The organism is Acetobacterium wieringae (genome assembly GCF_001766835.1).
In the GTDB taxonomy this organism is placed as follows: Bacteria; Bacillota; Clostridia; order Eubacteriales; family Eubacteriaceae; genus Acetobacterium; species Acetobacterium wieringae.
Window position 1 is genome coordinate 1 of record NZ_LKEU01000023.1, and the last position, 20,023, is coordinate 20,023.

At 43.0% G+C, this 20,023-nt stretch carries 23 protein-coding genes and 1 tRNA gene; 14 read left to right on the forward strand and 10 right to left on the reverse strand.

The genetic code is table 11. From position 1 onward, the window contains the following. Together ACWI_RS05450 and ACWI_RS05455 are read left to right on the forward strand one after the other, a co-directional pair. Positions 1-458 (forward strand): formate--tetrahydrofolate ligase (locus tag ACWI_RS05450; RefSeq protein WP_139142325.1); only part of this gene is annotated, 458 nt, incomplete at its 5' end. 142 nt (positions 459-600) lie between these two features. Beyond that, positions 601-1,374, forward strand: a complete 774-nt coding sequence (locus ACWI_RS05455) for a formate/nitrite transporter family protein (RefSeq protein WP_070370424.1) — start codon at positions 601-603, stop codon at positions 1,372-1,374. A 70-nt stretch (positions 1,375-1,444) separates the two neighbouring features. Here the strand turns inward: ACWI_RS05455 and ACWI_RS05460 are convergent, their stop codons facing one another. Beyond that, entirely contained in the window at positions 1,445-3,439 is a 1,995-nt protein-coding gene (locus ACWI_RS05460; protein ID WP_070370425.1) for a fructose-bisphosphatase class III, read from the reverse strand. A gap of 214 nt (positions 3,440-3,653) precedes the next feature. Between ACWI_RS05460 and ACWI_RS05465 the strand changes: the two genes are divergently transcribed. The 4 genes from ACWI_RS05465 (at position 3,654) to ACWI_RS05480 (ending at position 5,870) form a co-directional block, all read left to right on the forward strand. Beyond that, positions 3,654-4,283 carry a cobalamin B12-binding domain-containing protein gene (locus tag ACWI_RS05465; protein WP_070370426.1) on the forward strand — a complete coding sequence of 210 codons (630 nt, stop codon included), beginning with the start codon at positions 3,654-3,656 and terminating at the stop codon, positions 4,281-4,283. A gap of 14 nt (positions 4,284-4,297) precedes the next feature. Continuing rightward, entirely contained in the window at positions 4,298-5,002 is a 705-nt protein-coding gene (locus ACWI_RS05470) for a GntR family transcriptional regulator (RefSeq protein ID WP_070370427.1), read from the forward strand. A 323-nt stretch (positions 5,003-5,325) separates the two neighbouring features. Beyond that, a complete protein-coding gene (locus ACWI_RS05475; RefSeq protein WP_070370428.1) occupies positions 5,326-5,643 on the forward strand; it encodes a DUF4258 domain-containing protein in 318 nt (105 codons plus the stop codon). Further along, on the forward strand, positions 5,640-5,870 hold the full coding sequence (locus ACWI_RS05480; protein ID WP_070370429.1) for a type II toxin-antitoxin system MqsA family antitoxin: 231 nt from the start codon (positions 5,640-5,642) through the stop codon (positions 5,868-5,870). The genes ACWI_RS05475 and ACWI_RS05480 overlap by 4 nt, the downstream gene beginning before the upstream one ends. 156 nt (positions 5,871-6,026) lie before the next feature. Here the strand turns inward: ACWI_RS05480 and ACWI_RS19545 are convergent, their stop codons facing one another. From ACWI_RS19545 to ACWI_RS18970, 4 genes are all read right to left on the reverse strand, one after another. Beyond that, complete coding sequence (locus ACWI_RS19545) at positions 6,027-6,167, reverse strand: helix-turn-helix domain-containing protein (protein ID WP_084633521.1); 141 nt, start codon at positions 6,165-6,167, stop codon at positions 6,027-6,029. A gap of 321 nt (positions 6,168-6,488) precedes the next feature. Further along, a complete protein-coding gene (locus ACWI_RS05485) occupies positions 6,489-8,012 on the reverse strand; it encodes an LA2681 family HEPN domain-containing protein (protein WP_070370430.1) in 1,524 nt (507 codons plus the stop codon). A 17-nt stretch (positions 8,013-8,029) separates the two neighbouring features. After that, the gene (locus tag ACWI_RS05490; RefSeq protein WP_070370431.1) at positions 8,030-8,512 is read right to left on the reverse strand and encodes a hypothetical protein; all 483 of its coding nucleotides are present in this window, start codon (positions 8,510-8,512) and stop codon (positions 8,030-8,032) included. A gap of 36 nt (positions 8,513-8,548) precedes the next feature. Beyond that, entirely contained in the window at positions 8,549-8,710 is a 162-nt protein-coding gene (locus tag ACWI_RS18970; RefSeq protein ID WP_175440907.1) for a hypothetical protein, read from the reverse strand. A 579-nt stretch (positions 8,711-9,289) separates the two neighbouring features. Between ACWI_RS18970 and ACWI_RS05495 the strand changes: the two genes are divergently transcribed. After that, positions 9,290-9,856 (forward strand): site-specific integrase, encoded by a 567-nt coding sequence (locus ACWI_RS05495; protein WP_084633522.1) that lies wholly within the window; start codon positions 9,290-9,292, stop codon positions 9,854-9,856. 66 nt (positions 9,857-9,922) lie between these two features. On the opposite strand, the gene ACWI_RS05500 is transcribed toward ACWI_RS05495, so the two are convergent. Together ACWI_RS05500 and ACWI_RS05505 are read right to left on the reverse strand one after the other, a co-directional pair. Further along, positions 9,923-9,998: transfer RNA gene (locus ACWI_RS05500), tRNA-Val, on the reverse strand. Positions 9,999-10,269: 271 nt separating this feature from the next. Beyond that, on the reverse strand, positions 10,270-11,031 hold the full coding sequence (locus tag ACWI_RS05505) for a hypothetical protein (protein WP_070370433.1): 762 nt from the start codon (positions 11,029-11,031) through the stop codon (positions 10,270-10,272). A gap of 244 nt (positions 11,032-11,275) precedes the next feature. Between ACWI_RS05505 and ACWI_RS05510 the strand changes: the two genes are divergently transcribed. The 3 genes from ACWI_RS05510 to ACWI_RS05515 all read left to right on the forward strand — a co-directional run bounded on the left by ACWI_RS05510 (position 11,276) and on the right by ACWI_RS05515 (position 13,431). Next, on the forward strand, positions 11,276-12,073 hold the full coding sequence (locus ACWI_RS05510) for a M50 family metallopeptidase (protein ID WP_070370434.1): 798 nt from the start codon (positions 11,276-11,278) through the stop codon (positions 12,071-12,073). Positions 12,074-12,196: 123 nt separating this feature from the next. Beyond that, complete coding sequence (locus tag ACWI_RS18975) at positions 12,197-12,337, forward strand: hypothetical protein (RefSeq protein WP_175440908.1); 141 nt, start codon at positions 12,197-12,199, stop codon at positions 12,335-12,337. Beyond that, entirely contained in the window at positions 12,334-13,431 is a 1,098-nt protein-coding gene (locus tag ACWI_RS05515; RefSeq protein ID WP_070370435.1) for a 6-phosphofructokinase, read from the forward strand. The genes ACWI_RS18975 and ACWI_RS05515 overlap by 4 nt, the downstream gene beginning before the upstream one ends. 137 nt (positions 13,432-13,568) lie before the next feature. On the opposite strand, the gene ACWI_RS05520 is transcribed toward ACWI_RS05515, so the two are convergent. Continuing rightward, positions 13,569-13,853, reverse strand: coding sequence for a hypothetical protein (locus tag ACWI_RS05520; RefSeq protein ID WP_070370436.1), 285 nt, complete (start codon positions 13,851-13,853; stop codon positions 13,569-13,571). A gap of 225 nt (positions 13,854-14,078) precedes the next feature. On the opposite strand from ACWI_RS05520, the gene ACWI_RS05525 reads away from it, so the two are divergent. Both ACWI_RS05525 and ACWI_RS05530 read left to right on the forward strand, forming a co-directional pair. Further along, a complete protein-coding gene (locus ACWI_RS05525) occupies positions 14,079-14,882 on the forward strand; it encodes a ZIP family metal transporter (protein WP_070370437.1) in 804 nt (267 codons plus the stop codon). Between the two features lie 47 nt (positions 14,883-14,929). Beyond that, positions 14,930-15,757: a deoxyribonuclease IV gene (locus ACWI_RS05530; protein WP_070370438.1), complete on the forward strand. Its 828-nt coding sequence runs from the start codon at positions 14,930-14,932 to the stop codon at positions 15,755-15,757. A gap of 112 nt (positions 15,758-15,869) precedes the next feature. Here the strand turns inward: ACWI_RS05530 and ACWI_RS18980 are convergent, their stop codons facing one another. Continuing rightward, positions 15,870-16,022: a hypothetical protein gene (locus tag ACWI_RS18980; protein ID WP_175440909.1), complete on the reverse strand. Its 153-nt coding sequence runs from the start codon at positions 16,020-16,022 to the stop codon at positions 15,870-15,872. 11 nt (positions 16,023-16,033) lie between these two features. After that, complete coding sequence (locus ACWI_RS05535) at positions 16,034-17,191, reverse strand: uroporphyrinogen decarboxylase family protein (protein WP_070370439.1); 1,158 nt, start codon at positions 17,189-17,191, stop codon at positions 16,034-16,036. Positions 17,192-17,382: 191 nt separating this feature from the next. Between ACWI_RS05535 and ACWI_RS05540 the strand changes: the two genes are divergently transcribed. Continuing rightward, a complete protein-coding gene (locus ACWI_RS05540; protein ID WP_070370440.1) occupies positions 17,383-17,694 on the forward strand; it encodes an ArsR/SmtB family transcription factor in 312 nt (103 codons plus the stop codon). A gap of 24 nt (positions 17,695-17,718) precedes the next feature. Further along, positions 17,719-19,929 carry a heavy metal translocating P-type ATPase gene (locus ACWI_RS05545; protein ID WP_070370441.1) on the forward strand — a complete coding sequence of 737 codons (2,211 nt, stop codon included), beginning with the start codon at positions 17,719-17,721 and terminating at the stop codon, positions 19,927-19,929. Positions 19,930-20,023: the final 94 nt, after the last annotated feature.

Sequence of the window (20,023 nt, forward strand, 5' to 3'; positions counted from 1 at the left end):
TTTCCCAGGTATGGGCAAAAGGCGGCGAAGGCGGGGAAGCATTGGCCAAAGAAGTGGTTCGTTTAATTGACGAAAGCGAAGGCACCTTCGAATACTGTTACGAACTGGATATGCCAATCAAAGCTAAAATCGAAGCCATTGCCACCCGTATTTACGGAGCAGACGGCGTAGACTTTACTCCGACCGCAGCCAAAGAAATCGAAAGACTGACATCCCTTGGCTTTGACAAGGTGCCAATCTGTATGGCTAAAACCCAATATTCTTTAACCGATGACCAGACCAAACTGGGTCGTCCAACTGGTTTTAGAATCACAGTACGTCAGGTTAATATCTCAGCCGGAGCTGGCTTTATTGTCGCGCTGACCGGAGAAATCATGAAAATGCCTGGTCTGCCAAAAGTACCAGCGGCTGAAAAAATTGATGTTGATGAAAACGGCGTAATTGCTGGTTTGTTCTAGAAACAGCTAAAATTTAGTAGAAAACTGAGGGATCCTTCGGGATTCCTCTTAATTCATTATTCATAAACAGTTAAGTGTGAAAACGATAAACTAATCCTGAAATAGTCCTTATAATTTTTAATTTTGAAAGAGGAGAACGAATATGAATTTTTTTAGTCCCGCAGAAATCTGTGATAATATGGTAAAAGGCTGTAACAATAAGGCCAAATTGTCAATTGGAAAAATGATCGTATTGGGTATTTTTGCTGGCGTTTTTATCGGATTTGGCGCCTATGGCTTTACAGTTATTACATCTGGTGCTGGTACCGGTTTTGAAGCGACCTTTGCCAAGTACATCGGGGCGGGGGTTTTCCCGGTTGGCCTGATGTTGGTAGTAATTTGTGGTGCCGAGCTGTTTACCGGTAACAACCTGATGACTTTATCACTTTTCAAAAAAGAAATTACCGTCGGCGCAATGTTGCGTAACTGGGGTGTGGTCTGGGCAGCCAATTTGGTGGGATCTGTTTTACTGGCTTATTTAATGTCACAAAGCGGTCTCTATGGTGAAGCGATGACAGCAAAAGCTATCGGTATTGCCGAAGCTAAATGTGCGATTCCTTTAATGCCAGTGATTATCCGGGCGATTTTCTGTAACATGCTGGTTTGTTTGGCAGTCTGGATGCAATCCGGGGCCAAAGATATCATTGGCAAGATCTTTGCGATCTGGTTCCCCATCATGCTCTTCGTTTTGTCCGGCTTTGAACATAGTGTGGCCAACATGTTCTTTATTCCCATGGGGATTTTATGTGGCGCAGACGTAACCTGGGCTCAGGCATTCCTCAACAATATTCTTCCGGTTACCCTGGGAAATATTATTGGCGGAGTAATTATTATCCCTGTTTGCTATCATTTTACTTATGCAAAAAAAGCAGCTTAATGAAGGCTGAAAATAGAAAAAGAATCTCTACCAAAGTCTGGTGGAGATTCTTTTTTTTAGGGGTTGATTCTTAGTATTGTTTTTCCTTGATCAGGCCTTTGCGGTAGGCAGTGATCAGCATTTCCAAGTCCTCCACTTGAGCCATGATCGCTTTGCCGGTATCGGTGTCGCGAACTCGTTTTCGTTCGGTGGTTTTTTCCACTACCATTAGGGTGGATTTGATATCAACCCCGTCAGAAATGGCCTTTTCTACGGATTCAAAAGGATCGTGGCTGATCAGAATCAGCCCATAGGAATTGTAGGTCAGGGTATAGCCAGCGATGCCGGTGGTTTTTTGGTAGGCCCGGGCAAAGCCACCGTCAATGACCAGTTGTTTCCCTTTGGCCCGGATCGGGCTTTCGCCAGAGGTGGCTTTCACCGGAATATGGCCGTTGATCAGGTGACCATGATCCGGGTCAACCCCGAATTCGATCAGAATTTTTCGGGCCAGCTCTTCATCGTCGTCAATTAACAGGTAGAAGGGTGCATGATGTTCTTTATGGGGTACTTTGTCATCGATGAAATAACGTTCAAAGGTGGCCATTTTGTCTTTGCCGAAGAGGGGTGAATCCTCATGGCACCATAAGAACCACAAAAAGTCGGTGCGGGTGGGGTTTTCATCCTGGTCAGTTTTACCGAAATAGGCTTCCCGAGCCATCTGGTCGAACTTGTCCATCAGACTTTTGCCGACATAGGTTTTCCCGGCGATCTCTTTGGCTTTAAAACTGCCGTCTTCATTTAGCAAGACGCAGGCGTGAAAAAGCAGGTTATCATTAAAGACCTTGTACATACTGCCCTTGGCATACATAAACCGGATATGTTTCTGAAGCTTTTCACTGTGTAAAAAAGCATAAACAAGACGATCCATTACCAGTGTTTCTTCTTCAGTCAGGGTACAGGGGTCGGACGGATTCAGGGTGGGGAAGTTTGTGTCATTAAGCTGGTAAACAATACCTTCGACATCGACGGTGCCATTGTCAAAGTTAATGCGGCGTAACAGTTGCCGTTTGGCCATGTTGTACTCAGGGTGGTTGTCGATCATGGTTTCTTCCAGTTTGAATTGGATCATGGCAATGGCCTTGTGCATTTTGGACATCAGCGCTGTTTCCTGATCGGAGACGGTGTGGCTGTCAGAAATTTTGGGAGTAAACTTGGTACAGGGATCGTCACCATAAACCCGGTTGGCAAATGAAGCCAGCGGTAACAGGTTAATGCCATAGCCGTTTTCCAGCACATCCATGTTGGCATAGCGCAGGGCGATTCGGACGGCGTTGGCGATACAGGCTGCGTTGCCGGCGGCAGCGCCCATCCATAGAATGTCGTGGTTGCCCCACTGCATATCCAGTGAATGATGGCGCATCAGGGTATCCATGACCTCGTCAGGACCGGCCCCCCGGTCATAAATATCGCCAATAATATGAAGGTGATCAATGGTCAGCCGTTTGATCACCCCGGAAATCTCCACGATAAAGTGTTGGGCTCGTTCCAGATTAACCAGGCTCTCAATAATCTCATGGTAATACTCCCGTTTATTAAAACGGTGTTCGTCCTCCTGAAGCAGTTCTTCCATGATATAGGCAAAATCTTTGGGGAGGGCTTTGCGAACCTTGGAACGGGTATATTTTGAAGCGGCTGCCCGACACACCTTTACCAGCCGGTAAATGGTCAGTTTATACCAATTATCCAGAGATTCCCGGCTCCGTTCTTTTTTTATCAGATCAATTTTTTCTTCGGGATAGTAAATCAGGGTAGATAGCTCTTCCAGTTCTTCAAAGGCAATGGTGTTGCCCAGTTCCTGATGAACTTTGCGCTTAATGGCACCGGAAGCGTTTTGCATGACGTGATTGAAGGCTTCGTGTTCACCATGAATATCGGTAAGAAAATGTTCGGTTCCCTTGGGCAGGTTGAGGATCGCTTTGAGATTGACTACCTCGCCTACGGCACTGGTAATATTAGGAAAATTTTGAGACAACAGCTCCAGATATTTTTGATTTTCTTGTAATTGCGTTTTTGTATAACCGTTCATATCGACCTCTATCTTTAAAATTCAAATTATGATGTAAATGTTTTCGTCCTGATTATACACTTGAAACCATTAAAAAGCCATTAAAAAATATCAAGGTCAGCTAAAGACAAAAGTCAGATTCCGTGATAAAATGAGACTCATGAAATAGCAGGCCAGTCTGAAAAAGACCGGGTAAACGATCACAAATCTTAGTTTTAATATACAGGTGGGAAAAATGGAGACAAAAATTATTGCCGCAGTAGAAGCAATTGACGAGAAACGGGCGATGGCCCTGGTGGCTGCAGAACTGGAGAGTGGAAAAGACAAAAAAGCAATTGCCAATCAACTGAATTTCGCTCTGCAGCGGGTGGCGGTTCGTTATGAAGAAGGGGAGTACTATATCGCCGATCTGATTATGGCCGGGGAACTGGTATCCAACCTGCTGAGCATGATGGGCATGGACAGTACCCAGCTCATTAATGGCAAGAGACTGGGAAAAATCGTGGTGGGTACGGTTTTTGACGACATCCACGATGTTGGAAAAAACATCTTTATCAGTATGCTCCGAGCTGAAGGGTTTGAAGTCATTGACATGGGAACTGATGTTTCCACGGAACGGTTTATCGAAATTATCCGTAAAGAAAAGCCCGCTATTCTGGGAATCAGCGGAATTCTCACCTCAGTAGTAGAGAATATCAAGGAAGTCATTGATGAAATCGTTGTCCAGGGGCTCCGGGAAGATCTGAAAATCATTTTAGGAGGTGCTCTGGCGGGAACTGATTATGCCAAATATGTAGGTGCCGATGACTACTCCAGCGATGCCATCGAAGGGGTCAGTATCTGCAAGCAATGGCTTTTGAAGTGAATGGGTGATGGGCAATGAGAAAAATTCTATATCTTGATATTGTCAATGATATCAAAGGAAAAATTGAAAAAGGTATCTTAAAACCCGGAGATCTATTACCATCGGAAAACGAAATGGCTGAGCAGTTTGATGTCAGCCGAACCACTCTGCGCAAAAGTCTGGCCTTGTTGGTAAATGAAAAATATATCTACACCATTCCCGGCAAGGGGAACTATGTATGTGAACCCACGGCCAATCAGTACCAGTTCTATTTTGATGAAATCGACAGCCTGAAGGGGGAAGTGGAAGAAGTCAAACTGGTCAGTGTGGGCGTTATTACCCCGGGTCGCAAACTGATGCGGGAACTGAAGATCGGCTCCTTTGAAAAGGTCATTAAAATTCAGAAAGCCACCAAAATAAAAGAAGAGGTGATCCAATATGCGTCCATTTTTCTACCCTATCAGAAGGGAAATCCGATTGTGGAAGACGTGATCAACTTTGCTAATTTTCATGGGCTGATGGAAAAGGGGAAACTGCAGTTCCAGCATAAAAAAATTCTCAACATCGATATCGTTCACCCCCCTCTGGAAGTTCGGGAAAACCTGCAGCTTGATCATGACGACTGTTGTTTTCTGGTATCTCAAAATATCATTTCCATGGAAGATAACATGCCCATCAGCTATAATGAATTTTATATTAAACGGAATTACTTTACCCTGACAGCAGAAACGACTTTTTAATCGCGTTGGTGATAATGCGTTAGTTTAAAACGAGATACATTTCCTGGCAGCGGGCATTTTGCTGGCCAGGTAAACAATGGAAAGGCGTTAATTTGTATGACCTCACCAGTAAAAGAACCCAAACAAAATTTATTTGAACAAGAACTGTTTAAGGCACTTGATAAAGGAATTGATGAAATGGAATTGGGACAAACGATTTTTTTAATCGATTCCATTAAAAAAATCAGGGAGAAGCTCAAAATTTATGAAATTTAAGATGATATTGCAGACTTCAGAAGCTGAAAATGATATTTTTCAATTAGCAGATATAAGGTTGTAACAATATGAAAATTGAAGATTTAAGAGGACTATATGAAAAAGACGTTGTCTTTTTTACTCAACACGTTATTGAACGATGCAAACAGCGCAATATCCGACCAAAGCATATACGGATTGCCGTTATGTCAGGTTCAATTATTGAAGACTATCCAGATGATTTCCTGACACCAAGCTGTTTAATCTTAGGTTACATTGCACCAGACACCCCACTGCATATCGTAATTGCCAGTAATGGGGAATCTGCAAAAATCGTAACGGCCTATTATCCAGATCCGGATAAATGGATGTCGGATATGAAGACAAGAAAGGAGTTCGAACAATGAAATGTTTAACCTGTAAAAATGGCACAATGGAAACAGCGACCACCACCTATTTTGCCAACCTAAAAAACTGCATCATCATTATTAAGAATGTTCCCTGTTATAAATGCGATCAGTGTGGTGAAGAATACTTTTCATCTTCTGTCGCTGAAAAATTGGATATTCTCGTCGATAAAGCTGAAGCACTGGCCAGTGAGCTGACCATTATGGAGTATGATAAAACTGCTTAAAATATCGTCAGATTGCAAGAAATGATTGCGGAAAAAGTGCGGGAATTCTTGAAAAAGGGTAAAATAAAAAAACTCTAAAAGAGGCTTCAATACTTAATAAATGGTGGAGAGCGATTAGACTTGATCACAACACCCCCTACCGTTTAGTTAACTGTTTCAATCTGCGCCAGTATCGCTTAAAACACGGTTAAAACAGATAACCTCCTCTTGCGCCCTTGGATCTCGTTTTCCTTGCTCGTACATCGTAACTGCCGATGGTGAAATTCCCAATTCTTTCGCCAGAATAACTTGGCTAATTTTTTTGCTTTCTCAAATGTTTGAGATTTTCACTGAACATGCGCATTTAAAAACCTCTTCTTCGAATTAATTATAACACGAAATGTGTTTTTATTGATAAAGCAATTTAACTGAACAAGGTTGTCGAGGGGAGCATCCACACGCCATTTGTTTGTTACGGGGGTTAACCATAGCTGTCGAAAAAATCGGTTATTGGAGTCAAAATGTTAGCATACCTACAGGCTATTAAAAGCTTCGCCGATGAGGACAAAACGTCGCTCTATTCCAGTTTCAACAGGGGTAGCGTCCACTAGAAGAAACGGTAACCTAATTGTGGTTGCTTTATAATTTCCATTCATCTTCATATTTTAGAAAACCGACTGTTGGTATGACATGCTCTTCAAACGATTTATTTTGAATTTCTTCCATATTCACTGCTAGTGAAAGATTAATTAATACTTCTCTTGTCAATTTTAATAGATCAAGCGTTATCATCTTTAATCTATTCTCTGATAGATATATTGCCAAATCATCTATTTCACCATTATTTCTAACTGGGTAGTCTTCACTATAGATTTTTACGTATTTATGTTCAAGAGAATTTCTCAATTTATTTAATTCTTCAGCTCTTGGATTAGTCGAGAATTCCTTAGTATCAAACAATTCTTTACTAATCCAATATAAAGAATTCAAAAAATAATTTTTTTCTGGTTCTAAAACGTTTCTATACTCATAACTATTTCTGCCCTCTTTTTTCAGTTTCCAAATGCTTCGAAAATTGATATCTCTTTCTTTAATACCTAATTTAAAATAATTATTGATAAAAAATGCTACTTTATCCAAGAGTGAATATGAAATGCGAAAAACAGTTTTCAATTTTTCACAGCGAATCGAATACAGCGGGTAGTCAGCAAATTGTAGTAAGTATGTATCCTTATCCGCATAATGAACATCAGTTGGTGCTTCTAGTGTTTCATATAACAGATGTCGTACAAAAATATATTCCTGTTTTAGTTGATTGTACAACCCATGCAATACTGGTTTCTCATCAATATTGACGACCATGTTTGGTAGATGAAGTACGTCTGCAGCAAAACACAATTCCGACACTGGCAAGTCATTTAACGGATTCAGAAAAAGTTTGTTTTTCAAGGCCCAGTTTCGATAGTTCAATTCTACTTCTGGGTAGGTAAACTGAGGTATATTTAATGGCGGTATTAATTTCTCTTTTTCATAATCCAAGTCATAATTTTCAATATATGTTGTGAATATCTCCTTTACTTTAGGTTCAGGAAATCCACCCAATTTAATTGCCTTTTTTAGGTAATGATATGCAAAATGATTAATATAATCACTGTGAATCGAATCTGGTACAACTATTGCATAATGATAATAAGCAACCCCTGCATTCCCGATTGCCATCGAAAAATCCGGATTGACATTTAAAGCTAAATGATAGAATTCTATCGCTTTTGATTTTCTCCCGCATTTTTCTAGGACATTTGCATAATTTGTGTACAACGGCAATAGCAAACTGTTAATCCATGGTCTCAATATTGGATTATCTGTGTCTAGTGACGGAATTAATTGAATACTCTTTTGCAAATAGAAAAGCTGCATTTCTAAGTTTTTTTCCGTATCTTGGGCTTCATCTAATGATGCAATGTCTCCGTATGACGTACCAAGAGAATAGCATAATTTTGCTTGTGAAAGTAGATCCAATTCACGTTTATTCATCTCAGCTTTGTCTATAGACAGTCTTATCTTTGAAATATCTTTATTAAAATAAGCTTTGTCAAATTCTTCATCTAAATTGATAACAAAAGGATCAAGCGGATTTGAAATATATTTTTCAGTAGTTAACATACCATTCACCTTTAAGTCTATTCACTCTTTTTATCTGTAATAAATTTACATAGGTCCCCAGTTTTTTTTACCCGGTATTTTTTTTGCCAATATTCTTTTGCTTGAACTATTAAATTGCTGATTAATGCAGTACATAGAAACGGTAAAAATACTAACATAAAACCTTGAAATACCAAAAGCATAACATTATTTATTCCAACGTCTGGAATGCCAATTATTATTGATATACCAGTGATTACTATTGTTGTAGCAGTAATGATGATATTATTCGCCATTTTAGCAACCTCTATTTCAGATATTAAGGCGATAATAACCCAAAGTATACAGTACAACAAAACGATTATCCAGTAATTTACATCACCAAAATATGTTACCATTAATAAATATACCGTCCCCATAATGAGTATTAGATTTACAAATAAATACTTGATCATACTTCTAACTGAAATCGTGGCAAATACTAACTGAGGTAATTGCCACAAAATAAGTACCAGATACATAATTTTTCCCAAATATATACTAGAATAACCTACATATTACAAAAAACACAAGGCTAAAATTGAAATATATGAAAACCCTGCTATCATTGTTGCAGTTTTTTGATATTTTTCGGATTTAGCCCACTTTTTTACAAAAACTTCAATTTTATCCAAGATTTTAAATCCTGTCAGTATCCACGCAAAAACATCTATCTTCATTGATTATTACCTTTCTAATTACTATTTATTGAATTAAATTATAACATACTTACTGAAAATTTTTAATTTTTTATAATAACAAAACCCCGGCAGACAACCCGCCGGGGCAACAAAGAAAGAGGTTATATTAAATTTTAATAGATAAAATAGTTACGAAGCGGGATTTGAAAGTAACAGAATAATTGATTGGGATAGCGGATCACGCCGATCCCCTGACTGACGGCAAAATCAGCCATCTAGGCCATTATCGTTTCATTCATATGGCCGGCAAAATAAGCGACAAAGGCTTCACCGGTGAGATGACAGGAATTGGGAGTGCGGCCCTCTTCCAGATTCATCGGGGGACACCGGGCCCTATTGGAAATGGTCGGTGGTCACTCGAAGAAGTCTCTCAAATTCTGGGCAAATCTTTAACAAGTCGCTGACATCCAGCCCGCAGCTGACAGAAGCAGGTAGATTTATCAGTGGCAAAGTTCTTCAGCTGTAGCTGCTCCGCATCCCTGGAATGTGGTATAGTTAAATTGAGGGCCATCAGTAACACAGTATGCGTGTTCTCCCATAAGTCCATTAGATACCGGTATGCGTCAAGGAGAGTTGTTTGCTTTAACCTGGGCCGATTTTGATTTTGAATTTTTAACCATCCGGATCAATAAAACCCATAGTTATGTTAAGGATATTGAAAGTAATAAACGGGTTAATTACGTCACGAATACGAAAACTAAAAAATCGAACCGCATCATACCCATGGCACAACGAACACGCAATATTTTAATGAATCACTTACGTGAACAAAAGATAATGCTTTTTAAAATTGGTATCATACAGAGTGATGAGACCCTGGTTTTTGGAACGCCTGTAAATACATCGCTTGATTCTTCCAACGTTTTGCAGGAACTAAAAAAAGTCTATGCCAGCATTGGAATTAATGACAAGACTTTTCATGATTTGCGCCATACTTATGCGACCCGCTTATTTGAACTGGGAGAGCCGGCAAAAACGGTACAGGAACTTTTAGGCCACAGCAACGTAAGTCAGACATTGGGAACCTATACCCACGTGCTGGAACAGCAGAAAATAAAAACAGCGTCTTTAATAGACGCCTTGTATGATCCACCTCAAAAAACAAATGTCATTTCTATCGGTTAAAATTCGGTTAAAATGTCAACTTTTCACTTATTCAAACCATAAGAAATGGCTTTCTTATGGGAAAAATGGTGATCCCGAATGGACTTGAACCATCGACCCCTACCATGTCAAGGTAGTGCTCTGCCAGCTGAGCTACGAGATCACTTTTTACTGCTTGATCATTTTACCTGAATCCTTGCAAAAAGTAAAGCTTTTTTTAAAAGAACTTCAGGGACACTTTTTAATACAGTTGATATTCTTTCAGTATTAATTGCGACCACGCAGTGGTTGCAATCTGGTAGAAGATATTAAAAAGATGGTTGTTTGAATACCTTCTACGGTTGGGTGCTTTATTTGTTGCCCAAGAGATCGGTGCGGACAAAAGGCCTGAGCATGTGCCCAGGCCTTTTGCGGTGTGATGGATACAGTCTCGATCAGGGTTCGGGGATAGTCGTGAGATCATCCAGGTTCATCGATGAAAAATCAGTGAAGACAACGTTGGATGGCGGGGTAAACTGACTGTCGGCAATGTTATCGGCGGAAATATCGGTGACGATCGAGCTCATAACCACCGTGCCATTGCTGAGAATTTCAGTTTTCAGCGGTACGCCATATTTAGTTGAAAACCACATATGCATATCCATTACCCCGTTTTCAGGGTCGTTTTCGGTGGTTTCAATATAGATCACTTTTTCACCGTCCAGGGTTTCTACCCGGGCTACCACGTTATCCGGGAAAATGTCAGTGATGTCGTCAATGCTGGTGACGCCTTCATCCAGGTTCAGATCGCCCAGATCAGTGGTCATTTCCTGATCCTTAAATGAAAATCCCGTTGTCTGTCCTTCGGTATACTGGTAGGTTATCCCTTCAGCGGCATTATAGATGGTGATCTGTTTGCCGATCTCCGGCATTTCCATTTCCATCCGGAAATTGTCCCCTTTGGTATAGGTGGTGGAGGTGGTACTGAGATTATCGGTCAAAACTGTTTTTGTGGTCATCTTAAGAGAGTCTGGATAGCTAAAATTCAAGCTTTTGAGGAGCGCTGCGCCACTGAGGCTTTCATCGAGGGTAGCGCTTTTTTCGCCGTTGCCAGTACCATCATCGGTTTTGGCAGTATTATTGCTGCCACCGCAACCGGCAAGTAGAAGTACTGACAATAATACAAAGAAAACAAGTAAAACTCTGTTTTTTTTCATTTTGTTTATCCTTTCTTTTTCATTTCGAATGAGTTTTTCACAAATAACAGGTTATTGTTCTATGCTGCTCTAATGTATACCCTAGAAAGACTGTAATAATCACAGATACACAATAAAATTCCAGAAAAGCCGATGAGGGATACGTCTAATGAAATTCTAAATCTTTTTTCGGTATAATGGTTAAAATCTCCGTCTGCCTGGTAAAGGGACGGGGGCAAAAAAATCATAATCAAAAGGAAAAACGATGTTTATTATTGATCTGTTTTCTAAAACCGGTCTGGAAACCCTTTATTTTACTGGGGTCATTATCCTCGCCGGACTACTGCTGGGAATATTGGAAACACAATCCAACCGCAATTTTCACAAGGGCTTGGGCAGAAATGCCATCATGGTCACCGGGATTGTTGGAACCCCTGTTCACGAGCTCAGCCACGCCCTGATGGCGCTGCTTTTTGGTCATAAAATCACCGCCATCAAATTGTTTCAGCGACCGGATCGGGATGGGGTGATGGGGTATGTGAATCATGCCTATAATCCTAAAAATATCTACCATCAGGTGGGGAATTTTTTTATTGGTATTGCCCCGATTTTTGGTGGACTGCTGGTAATCATGGCATTGCTGGCGCTGTTGCTACCCCAGGTGCTGGAAAGTTTTATGGGAGTGGTGACCCAGAGTCTGGCGGTTGAAACCTTGAGCGTGGCCTCATTTAGTGACCTGTTCAGTGCTTATGGGGAATTGCTGAAGTTAATTTTCTCCAGCGAGAATTTTAAAAACGGTCGCTTTTACCTGTTTTTGTTTTTAGCGATTTGTATCTCTTCCCATATCTCCCTGAGTCCGGCGGATATCAAGGGTGCCTTCAAGGGCCTGGTTTTTATATTTTTGGTCTTGCTGATTCTCAATGCCATTGGTTTGTTTCAATCCATACTGGCTGTTGATATACTGAGATACAATGTTCTGATGACCTCATTTTTAATGATTGCCGTCATTTTTTCTTTGATTGCTTTTGGTATCAGTCTAATTTGCAGAATTTTTGCCCGTTGAATTTACATAAAAAACCATCCCAATCAGTGGATGGTTTTTTGTTTAGTATGGAACAAAAATTATGCAATTATTCCCGATAATCTTTGTAATTTTTTGGTTGCTCCGATATAATATCAGTATGAGATGATAACAATCGAAGGGATCAATGCTATTTTAGAGTTGCATAAAGATCCCGATCATGCATCGGGCTGGTTGATGGCAACGAAAGACGGCTGGTTTGGGCAGATTAAATTTATTTACCCAGGAAATGGAGCAAAACAATGAACAATCAGGTAAAAAAAATTGGAATTCTAACAGGTGGTGGCGACTGTCCCGGTTTGAATGCCGTAATTCGGGCAGTAACCAAAGCGGCGATCGCCAATTACGGTTACGAGGTGATTGGTTATAAGTTTGGGTACCGGGGGTTATACAATAATGACTTTATCAAATTGGATGCCCATAGCGTATCGGGAATTCTCCACAAAGGAGGAACCATCCTTTACAGCTCAAATAAGGATAATCTTTTTAACTATCAGGTGGAAGAAAATGGCCAGTGTGTAAGAAAAGATGTGTCCGATGTGGCGGTAGAAAATATGAAGAAAGAAGGGGTGGATGTTCTGGTGGTTCTCGGCGGGGACGGTACCCTGACCAGTGCCCGGGATTTTGCTAGAAAAGGGGTCAAGGTTATTGGGGTGCCTAAAACCATTGACAATGATTTATCTAAAACGGATGTGACCTTTGGCTTTAATTCAGCGGTTGATGTGGTGGTGGATGCCCTGGATAAGCTGCATACAACAGCAGAGTCCCACCATCGGATTATGGTTCTGGAAGTAATGGGTCGAAATGCCGGCTGGATTGCCCTCCATGCCGGGATTGCCGGTTCTGCCGATGTGATTCTGATACCGGAAATACCCTTTTCGCTGGATGCCATTGTGGCAAAAATGAATGAGCGCAGCCAGCGGGGCCTGCCCTTTAGCATCATTGTGGTGTCCGAAGGGGCCATGGAAAAGGGTGGGGAGCTGACGGTTGCCAAAATTGTCAGTGACTCTCCGGATCCGGTGCGTCTCGGAGGCATTGGCAATAAGCTGGCCATAGCTTTGGAAGCACGAATAACTGATCACGAAATTCGCAGTACGGTTTTGGGTCATCTTCAGCGGGGGGGCATTACCTCGGCTTATGATCGACTCCTGTCGACCCGTTATGGGGTGGCAGCGGTGGAGCTGATTGCTGAGGGTAAGTTTGGAAATATGGTAGCGCTCCAGGATGGCAAGATGACCAGTGCCCCGTTGGAAGAGGTGATCGGCAACAATAAACAAGTGGGCGTTGATTCGGAGTTGATTCAGGTGGCTAAAAGTCTGGGGGTATCCTTCGGCGAATGACCGGGGATCACGGCCAAGCTGATTCGTGTTTAGTAAAAAAATGCCCGGACAGAAAAGTATTTCTGCCTGGGCATTAAGGGAAATCAGGATAATTTAATAACTGCGGATAAAGACTGCAGTAGAAAATTACTCAGTTCTTATTCTGGAGTTACTTCGGGGGTGTCGCTGGTGATTTCGTCAAGATCTTCTTCGAGCACCACATCATCGTCGTCGACTAAAATTTCTGAAAGGACTTCAAAAAAGAAACCTTTTGCAGAAGCCAGCGATTCGTTGTGGGCGAACATTGCCAGTTTGTGATAATCGACAAAACCATCTTCATCAGCATACGGTTTGAGTCGTTGCAGAAAAAATTCTTCGGTAATGGCATCTTCAAACTTTTCCTGAACAGTGTTAAAGACTGTAATTAATTCACTTTTTTTCATTGTTATTACCTTCTTCAGCGTTATTTCAGCCGGTGCCGACTGATAAATTAATTATAGGAGCGGGAAGCCAAATAAACAAGGTTTATTTGCAAAACCAGACAAGAAATTTGGGCGAAACCGTTTTAAAAGAAAGAATGGATTTTTGACACCATTTTATAGTATACTTGATAATAAATTAGAATGATTTAAATTATCCACTGTAACGAAAGGAAGTGAAGCGAGTAAATGGACTTTTTATTGGAATATCCGCCAGTTTTGCTGGCTCTATTTGCCGGATTGTTCACCTGGTTTGTCACCGCTTTAGGGGCATCTCTGGTCTTCTTTTTCAAAGAAATTAACATTAAGGTATTAAATGCCATGTTGGGTTTTGCCGCCGGGGTGATGATCGCCGCCAGCTTTTGGTCGCTGTTGGCCCCAGCCATTGAGATGGCCGAGGGAAGTCCCTTGCCAGCTTATGTGATTGTGTCTCTGGGTTTTCTGGGGGGCGGTTTTTTCCTTTGGCTGGTGGATCGCCTGCTGCCTCATGTTCATCCTGGTACCAATCACCGGGAGGGGATTAAAACCTCCTGGCAACGCAGTGTATTGCTGGTTTTAGCAATTACTTTCCATAATATTCCCGAAGGTCTGGCGGTGGGGGTGGCTTTTGGTGGTCTGGCTTCCGGTTCTCCGGCAATGACCCTGGCCGGGGCCGTATCGCTGGCTTTGGGGATCGGTCTGCAGAATTTCCCGGAAGGAGCAGCGGTATCGATTCCCCTGCGGCGAGAAAACATGAGCCGACGCAAGGCCTTTTTGATTGGTCAATTCTCTGGTATGGTGGAGCCCGTTGCAGCGGTGATTGGGGCAGCCGCAGTAGTCTTTATCGCCCCGATGCTGCCCTTTGCTCTGGCCTTTGCCGCCGGTGCCATGATCTATGTGGTGGCAGAAGAGTTGATTCCGGAAGCTCGGCTGGGTCATGAAGGCGATATTGCTACCATCGGCGTCATGTTTGGTTTCACCCTGATGATGATTCTGGATGTGGCTTTGGGATAAAATTTAAGACTGGCAGTTAAATTGAGACCAGCGAACGAGGAGAAAAAATGTTAATAATCGGACCCCACCTGTCAATTGCGGGTGGATTTACGAAGGCGGGTCAGGAAGCCGTAAAAATTAATGCCAATACCTTCCAGTTTTTTACCCGAAATCCCCGGGGTGGTAAGGCCAAAGCACTCGACCCGGAGGATGTGGCCGGACTCCGGCAGATTATGGCAGCGCACCAGTTTGGTGATCTATTGGCTCATGCGCCCTACACTTTAAATATGTGTTCGGCAACTCCGAAGACCCGGGAATTTGCCCGGATGGTATTTAAAGAAGATTTGCTGCGACTGGAAGAGCTGCCCTGTGAGCTTTATAATTTTCACCCCGGCAGCCACACCGGACAGGGGGTGGAGCAAGGCATTAGCTGGATCACCCAGATTCTCAATGAGGAAATGTGGCCCGAGCAGAAGGCCACCGTGGTGTTGGAAACCATGTCCGGCAAAGGCACTGAAATCGGCCGAAGTTTTGACGAATTAAAAAGGATCATCGATCAGGTCGAATTAAAAGATAAAGTGGGGGTCTGTCTGGACACCTGTCATGTTTACTCAGGAGGATATGATATCGTCGGAAATTTGGAGGGGGTACTGGAAGATTTTGAACGGATCATTGGCTTGAACTATCTCAAATGCCTACATTTAAATGATAGCATGATGCCGTTTAACAGCAACAAAGACCGCCATCAAAAGATTGGTTTGGGAACCCTGGGGATTAATGCCTTTAAGCAGATTGTCATCCACCCCCAACTAAAAGACCTGCCTTTTTTTCTGGAAACGCCCCAGGAAGTGGCGCAGGATTATCAAAAAGAAATCGAATTGCTCCGATCTTTTTAGATCCGGGGGAAAATCCGGCGTAATATAACAAAAAAAGCAGGGATGGCTGACCCATCTCTGCTTTTTTGTTGTTTGGAGCAAATCCTTAACTGGCACGGTGATTCGTATCGAGTTAGATCAATAAGGATAATACATAACCCAATAGGACGTCCTCATTAATGTCCCAGGGATCCGCCATAATGCTTTCATCCGCTTCAGTTAACTCCGGATGTTGGGCCGCATAGGTTTTAAAATAGTTCAGATAGTCAGAGTCGATGGTTTCCATATCATACCTCGCTAGTATTTTCCGTGATCGATTACATACTGATGAACTGCCTGGAGCTTTTTCAGATCCAGGCCTTTACCGCGGATAATTGCTTTGCCGGTGGTAAAGATGTAACCGCCGCCAGGTGCGCCGGCATCGATCATCTTTTTTGCTATATCAATACATTCTGCGGTGGAGTGGGATTTCAGGACTTCAATGGGATAATTACCCATAACGCACATGGTCTTACCGACCTTTTCTTTAATTGTCTTCATGTCGCCGTATTCAAAAATGCCGATCACATGGGGGGGGAGATTGGCCAGATGATCATAAAACTTTGACCAGTTGCCCTCAATAAATAAAGCGACGGTATAACCCATCGCAGTGAGGGTATTGACCAATCGGGAGAAGGTCGGCCAGTAAAAACGCTCAAACTGCTGGGGACTTAAAAAAGCGGGCATGTGCAAGGGCATAAAAATAGCAGGGATTCTTTTTGGCGGACCGGAATAGCTGGTCACCCCCCAGCGTAGCATCAGCGGCAGCAGAGCTTCACAGGCCTGCTCCACCAGATCGGGGCAGCGGTGCATATCCACCGAAATGCCCATAAAACTGCGGAGCTGATCGGCCAGAAAATCAAAGGGGGCTTCGATCATATTGTCAGAAATAATCGGAACTTCCGCTGTATCACGGCAATGTGCATCAATTTCCTTTAGAATTTGGCTGTGGCGCAGATAACTAAGGGCGCCTTTGGCCAGGTTGAGTCCGCCCAGCATTCCGGGCTTTGCAAAGGCTTTGTACTGCCGGGGCAGAACCTTTTCCACCAGAGTCTTAAAGGGATCTTTGATCAAATCTTCATATTCACTGGGCAGCATTCCGCAGACTTCAGGATGCTGCATAAAGCCATCCTTATTGGGCACGAAATTCTGAGATTCGATGATGGTGTACATTCCCGGACAGCGCAAAAAAGCCGCAAAGGCGGCATCGACCTTCATATCCTGATAGTAAACGGGCAGACATTCCCGGAGAATCTCCAGATTCCAGGTGGCTGTTTTAAGGTGTTGACCACAATAGTCTACCGCCACTTCCGGGCTGTTTAAGGCAAAAATAGGGATCCGGTCTGGTTTTTCCAGATTTACGGCTTTTTCAATACGGATCAATCGTTCGTCCAATAATCCTTTGGCATCACTCATTTATTGCGACCTTTATCCTTTTGCGTTGAAATCAGCTGAAATATTGTATGTGTTCAAATTATCATTATTTTTGACAATTGTCAATCTTTATTGAGACGAAAAGTGTTTGAAAATAAGGCTTGATTCGGGCACCAAAATGTGCTACTATGATGTTAATAAGTGAGCAAGTGTTCACATATTAAGGAGATACAATGAGTAAAGTTTTGAAAAACGATCATACCGAGGAAACCTTGTTTGAGGTGGCTGAATTTTTTAAGGTACTGGGTGATCCAACCCGCATAAAAATCGTCTCGGCGCTGTTTGAAAATGGCGAGTTGTGTGTGAATGATATTGTCAACCTGGTGGATGTCACCCGAACGGCGGTATCTCATCAATTGCGAATTCTTAAAGACAAACGGATCATTAGTTATCGAAAAGAAGGTCAAATGAAATTTTATCATCTGGATGATGCGCACGTGGAAGTGATTGTCCTCTTAACCATCACCCATTTAAGCCATCATTAGGAGTATTGAAAAGAGGTTATCAGCATGAAGCTATTTTTAGAAGGACTTAACTGTGCCAATTGTGCCGGAAAAATTGAAAAATTGGTTGGTAAAATGCCAAATGTTCAGGCAGCCAGTCTGTCTCTGGCCACCGGATCATTGGTGATTGATGAAGGGGAGGGATTTGCTCAGGACGAAACCTATGATGCCATTGTCAAACTGGTGCATTCGCTGGAGCCCCATGTTGTGGTTTCCAAAAATCGCAAATCAACGGCAGCAGCCGAGCCCTGTGGTTGTGATGGGCATGGTCACGAACATACCCATCATCCGGGTGAGATATCTCAATCCGCAGGGCATTCCCACGCAGGAGCTCTGGGCGATATGGATAAACGGCAGAAACTGGAACTGATTACGGCCATTGGATTGTTTATTCTGGGTTTTGTGTTTCAGGCTTTTCTGCCCGCAAATCTGGAAGTGGTCACGATTGGGATTTTTCTGGGGGCCTATTTATTGGCCGGGTATCGGGTGATTCTGTTGGCCTTTCGTAACATCGGACAAGGTCAGATATTTGATGAAAATTTTCTGATGACCATCGCCACCTTTGGGGCCCTGGTTTTAACCGAATGGCCGGAAGCTGCTGGGGTTATGATCTTTTTCGGCATTGGCGAATATTTTCAGGATCGGGCTGTCGACAATGCCCGCCGTTCGATTGCCGAAACGATCAGCTTTAATGCCATTACTGCCAATCGGGTTGGCCCCGAAGGGGAGGTAGTTATTGATGCCAAACGAGTAAAGGTGGGTGATGTGCTGGTGATCAAACCCGGCGAAAAAATCCCTGCCGATGGGATCATCATGGATGGGATTTCCCATTTGGATACCTCGCCGCTGACGGGTGAATCCTATCCCCGGAAGGTCGAAAAGGGGGATGAAATCCTCAGCGGGATGATCAATGGTAATGCGGTGCTGAAGATGCGGGTGACGAAAGACTACGAAAACTCCACGGCCATGAAAATTATGCACCTGATTGAAGAAGCCAGTGATAAAAAAGGTAAAACCGAAAAATTCATCACCCGGTTTTCTCATTATTATACCCCGATTGTGGTCTTTTCAGCAATTGCTATGGCCATTATTCCGCCGCTTCTGATTCCTGGTGCGTCCTGGGAAACCTGGTTTTACCAGAGCCTGATCTTTCTGGTGGTGTCTTGTCCCTGTGCCCTGGTATTATCGATTCCGATCAGTTATTTTGGTGGGATTGGCCGGGCTTCCAAGGAAGGGGTTCTGATTAAGGGTGGAAATTATCTGGATGTTCTTTATCAAGCGGATGTCTTTGTCTTTGACAAAACCGGCACCCTGACTCAGGGTGAATTCAAGGTCATCAAAACTGTAGCGGCTCCAGGCTTTAGCGAAGCAGAAGTGTTAGCGGCCGCAGCTGCCGGGGAACACTATTCCAACCACCCCATTGGGAAGGCAATTACGGCCCATGCCCAAATTATTGTTGATGAAACCCGGTTAAAAAATTATGCCGAAATTCCCGGCAAAGGTACCCGGGTGGAAGTGGACAATCAGGTAATCCTGGCCGGAAATAAGAGTCTTCTGATCGATCATCAGATTGAACTGGCCGAAAATGATGAGGCGGGTACCATTGTCTATATTGCCATCAATAAGCAACTGGCTGGGTACCTGGTATTGGGGGACAAAGTCAAAGATAATACCTTTGCCACCTTGCAACAGCTCAAAAAACTGGGCGTCAAAAAAACCGTGATGCTCAGTGGGGATAATGCCCAGGTTGCCAACCAGATCGGTCAGCAGCTGCAGCTTGATGAAGTGATGGGCGATTGTCTGCCCCAGGATAAGGTGACGGCCTTTGAGCGAATCAAGGCTGACAATCCGGAGGGTAAAACCATCTTTGTCGGCGACGGCATGAACGATGCCCCAGTGCTGGCGATGGCTGATGCGGGGATCGCCATGGGGGCCCTGGGTTCAGACGCCGCCATTGAGGCAGCCGACATCATTCTGATGAAGGATGATCCCATGGATATTGTCAAGTCGGTGGACGTTGCCAAATATACTCGCCGGATTATGATTCAGAATATTGTTCTGGCTCTGGGGATTAAAATTACGGTACTGACTTTGACCTTCTTTGGCATGGGTGAGATGTATCTGGCAATTTTTGCCGATGTTGGTGCCGCCATCCTGACTATTTTAAATACCACCCGGATTCTCCGTTATCGGGGAAGCTGGCAGAAAACAAAATAGAAAAAATGAAAAATCGCTGTTTATCGGCGATTTTTTTTGGTTAAAATTTACCCGTCAGAATTGGAAGCGTTTACTTGACAATCGGATGTTAAAG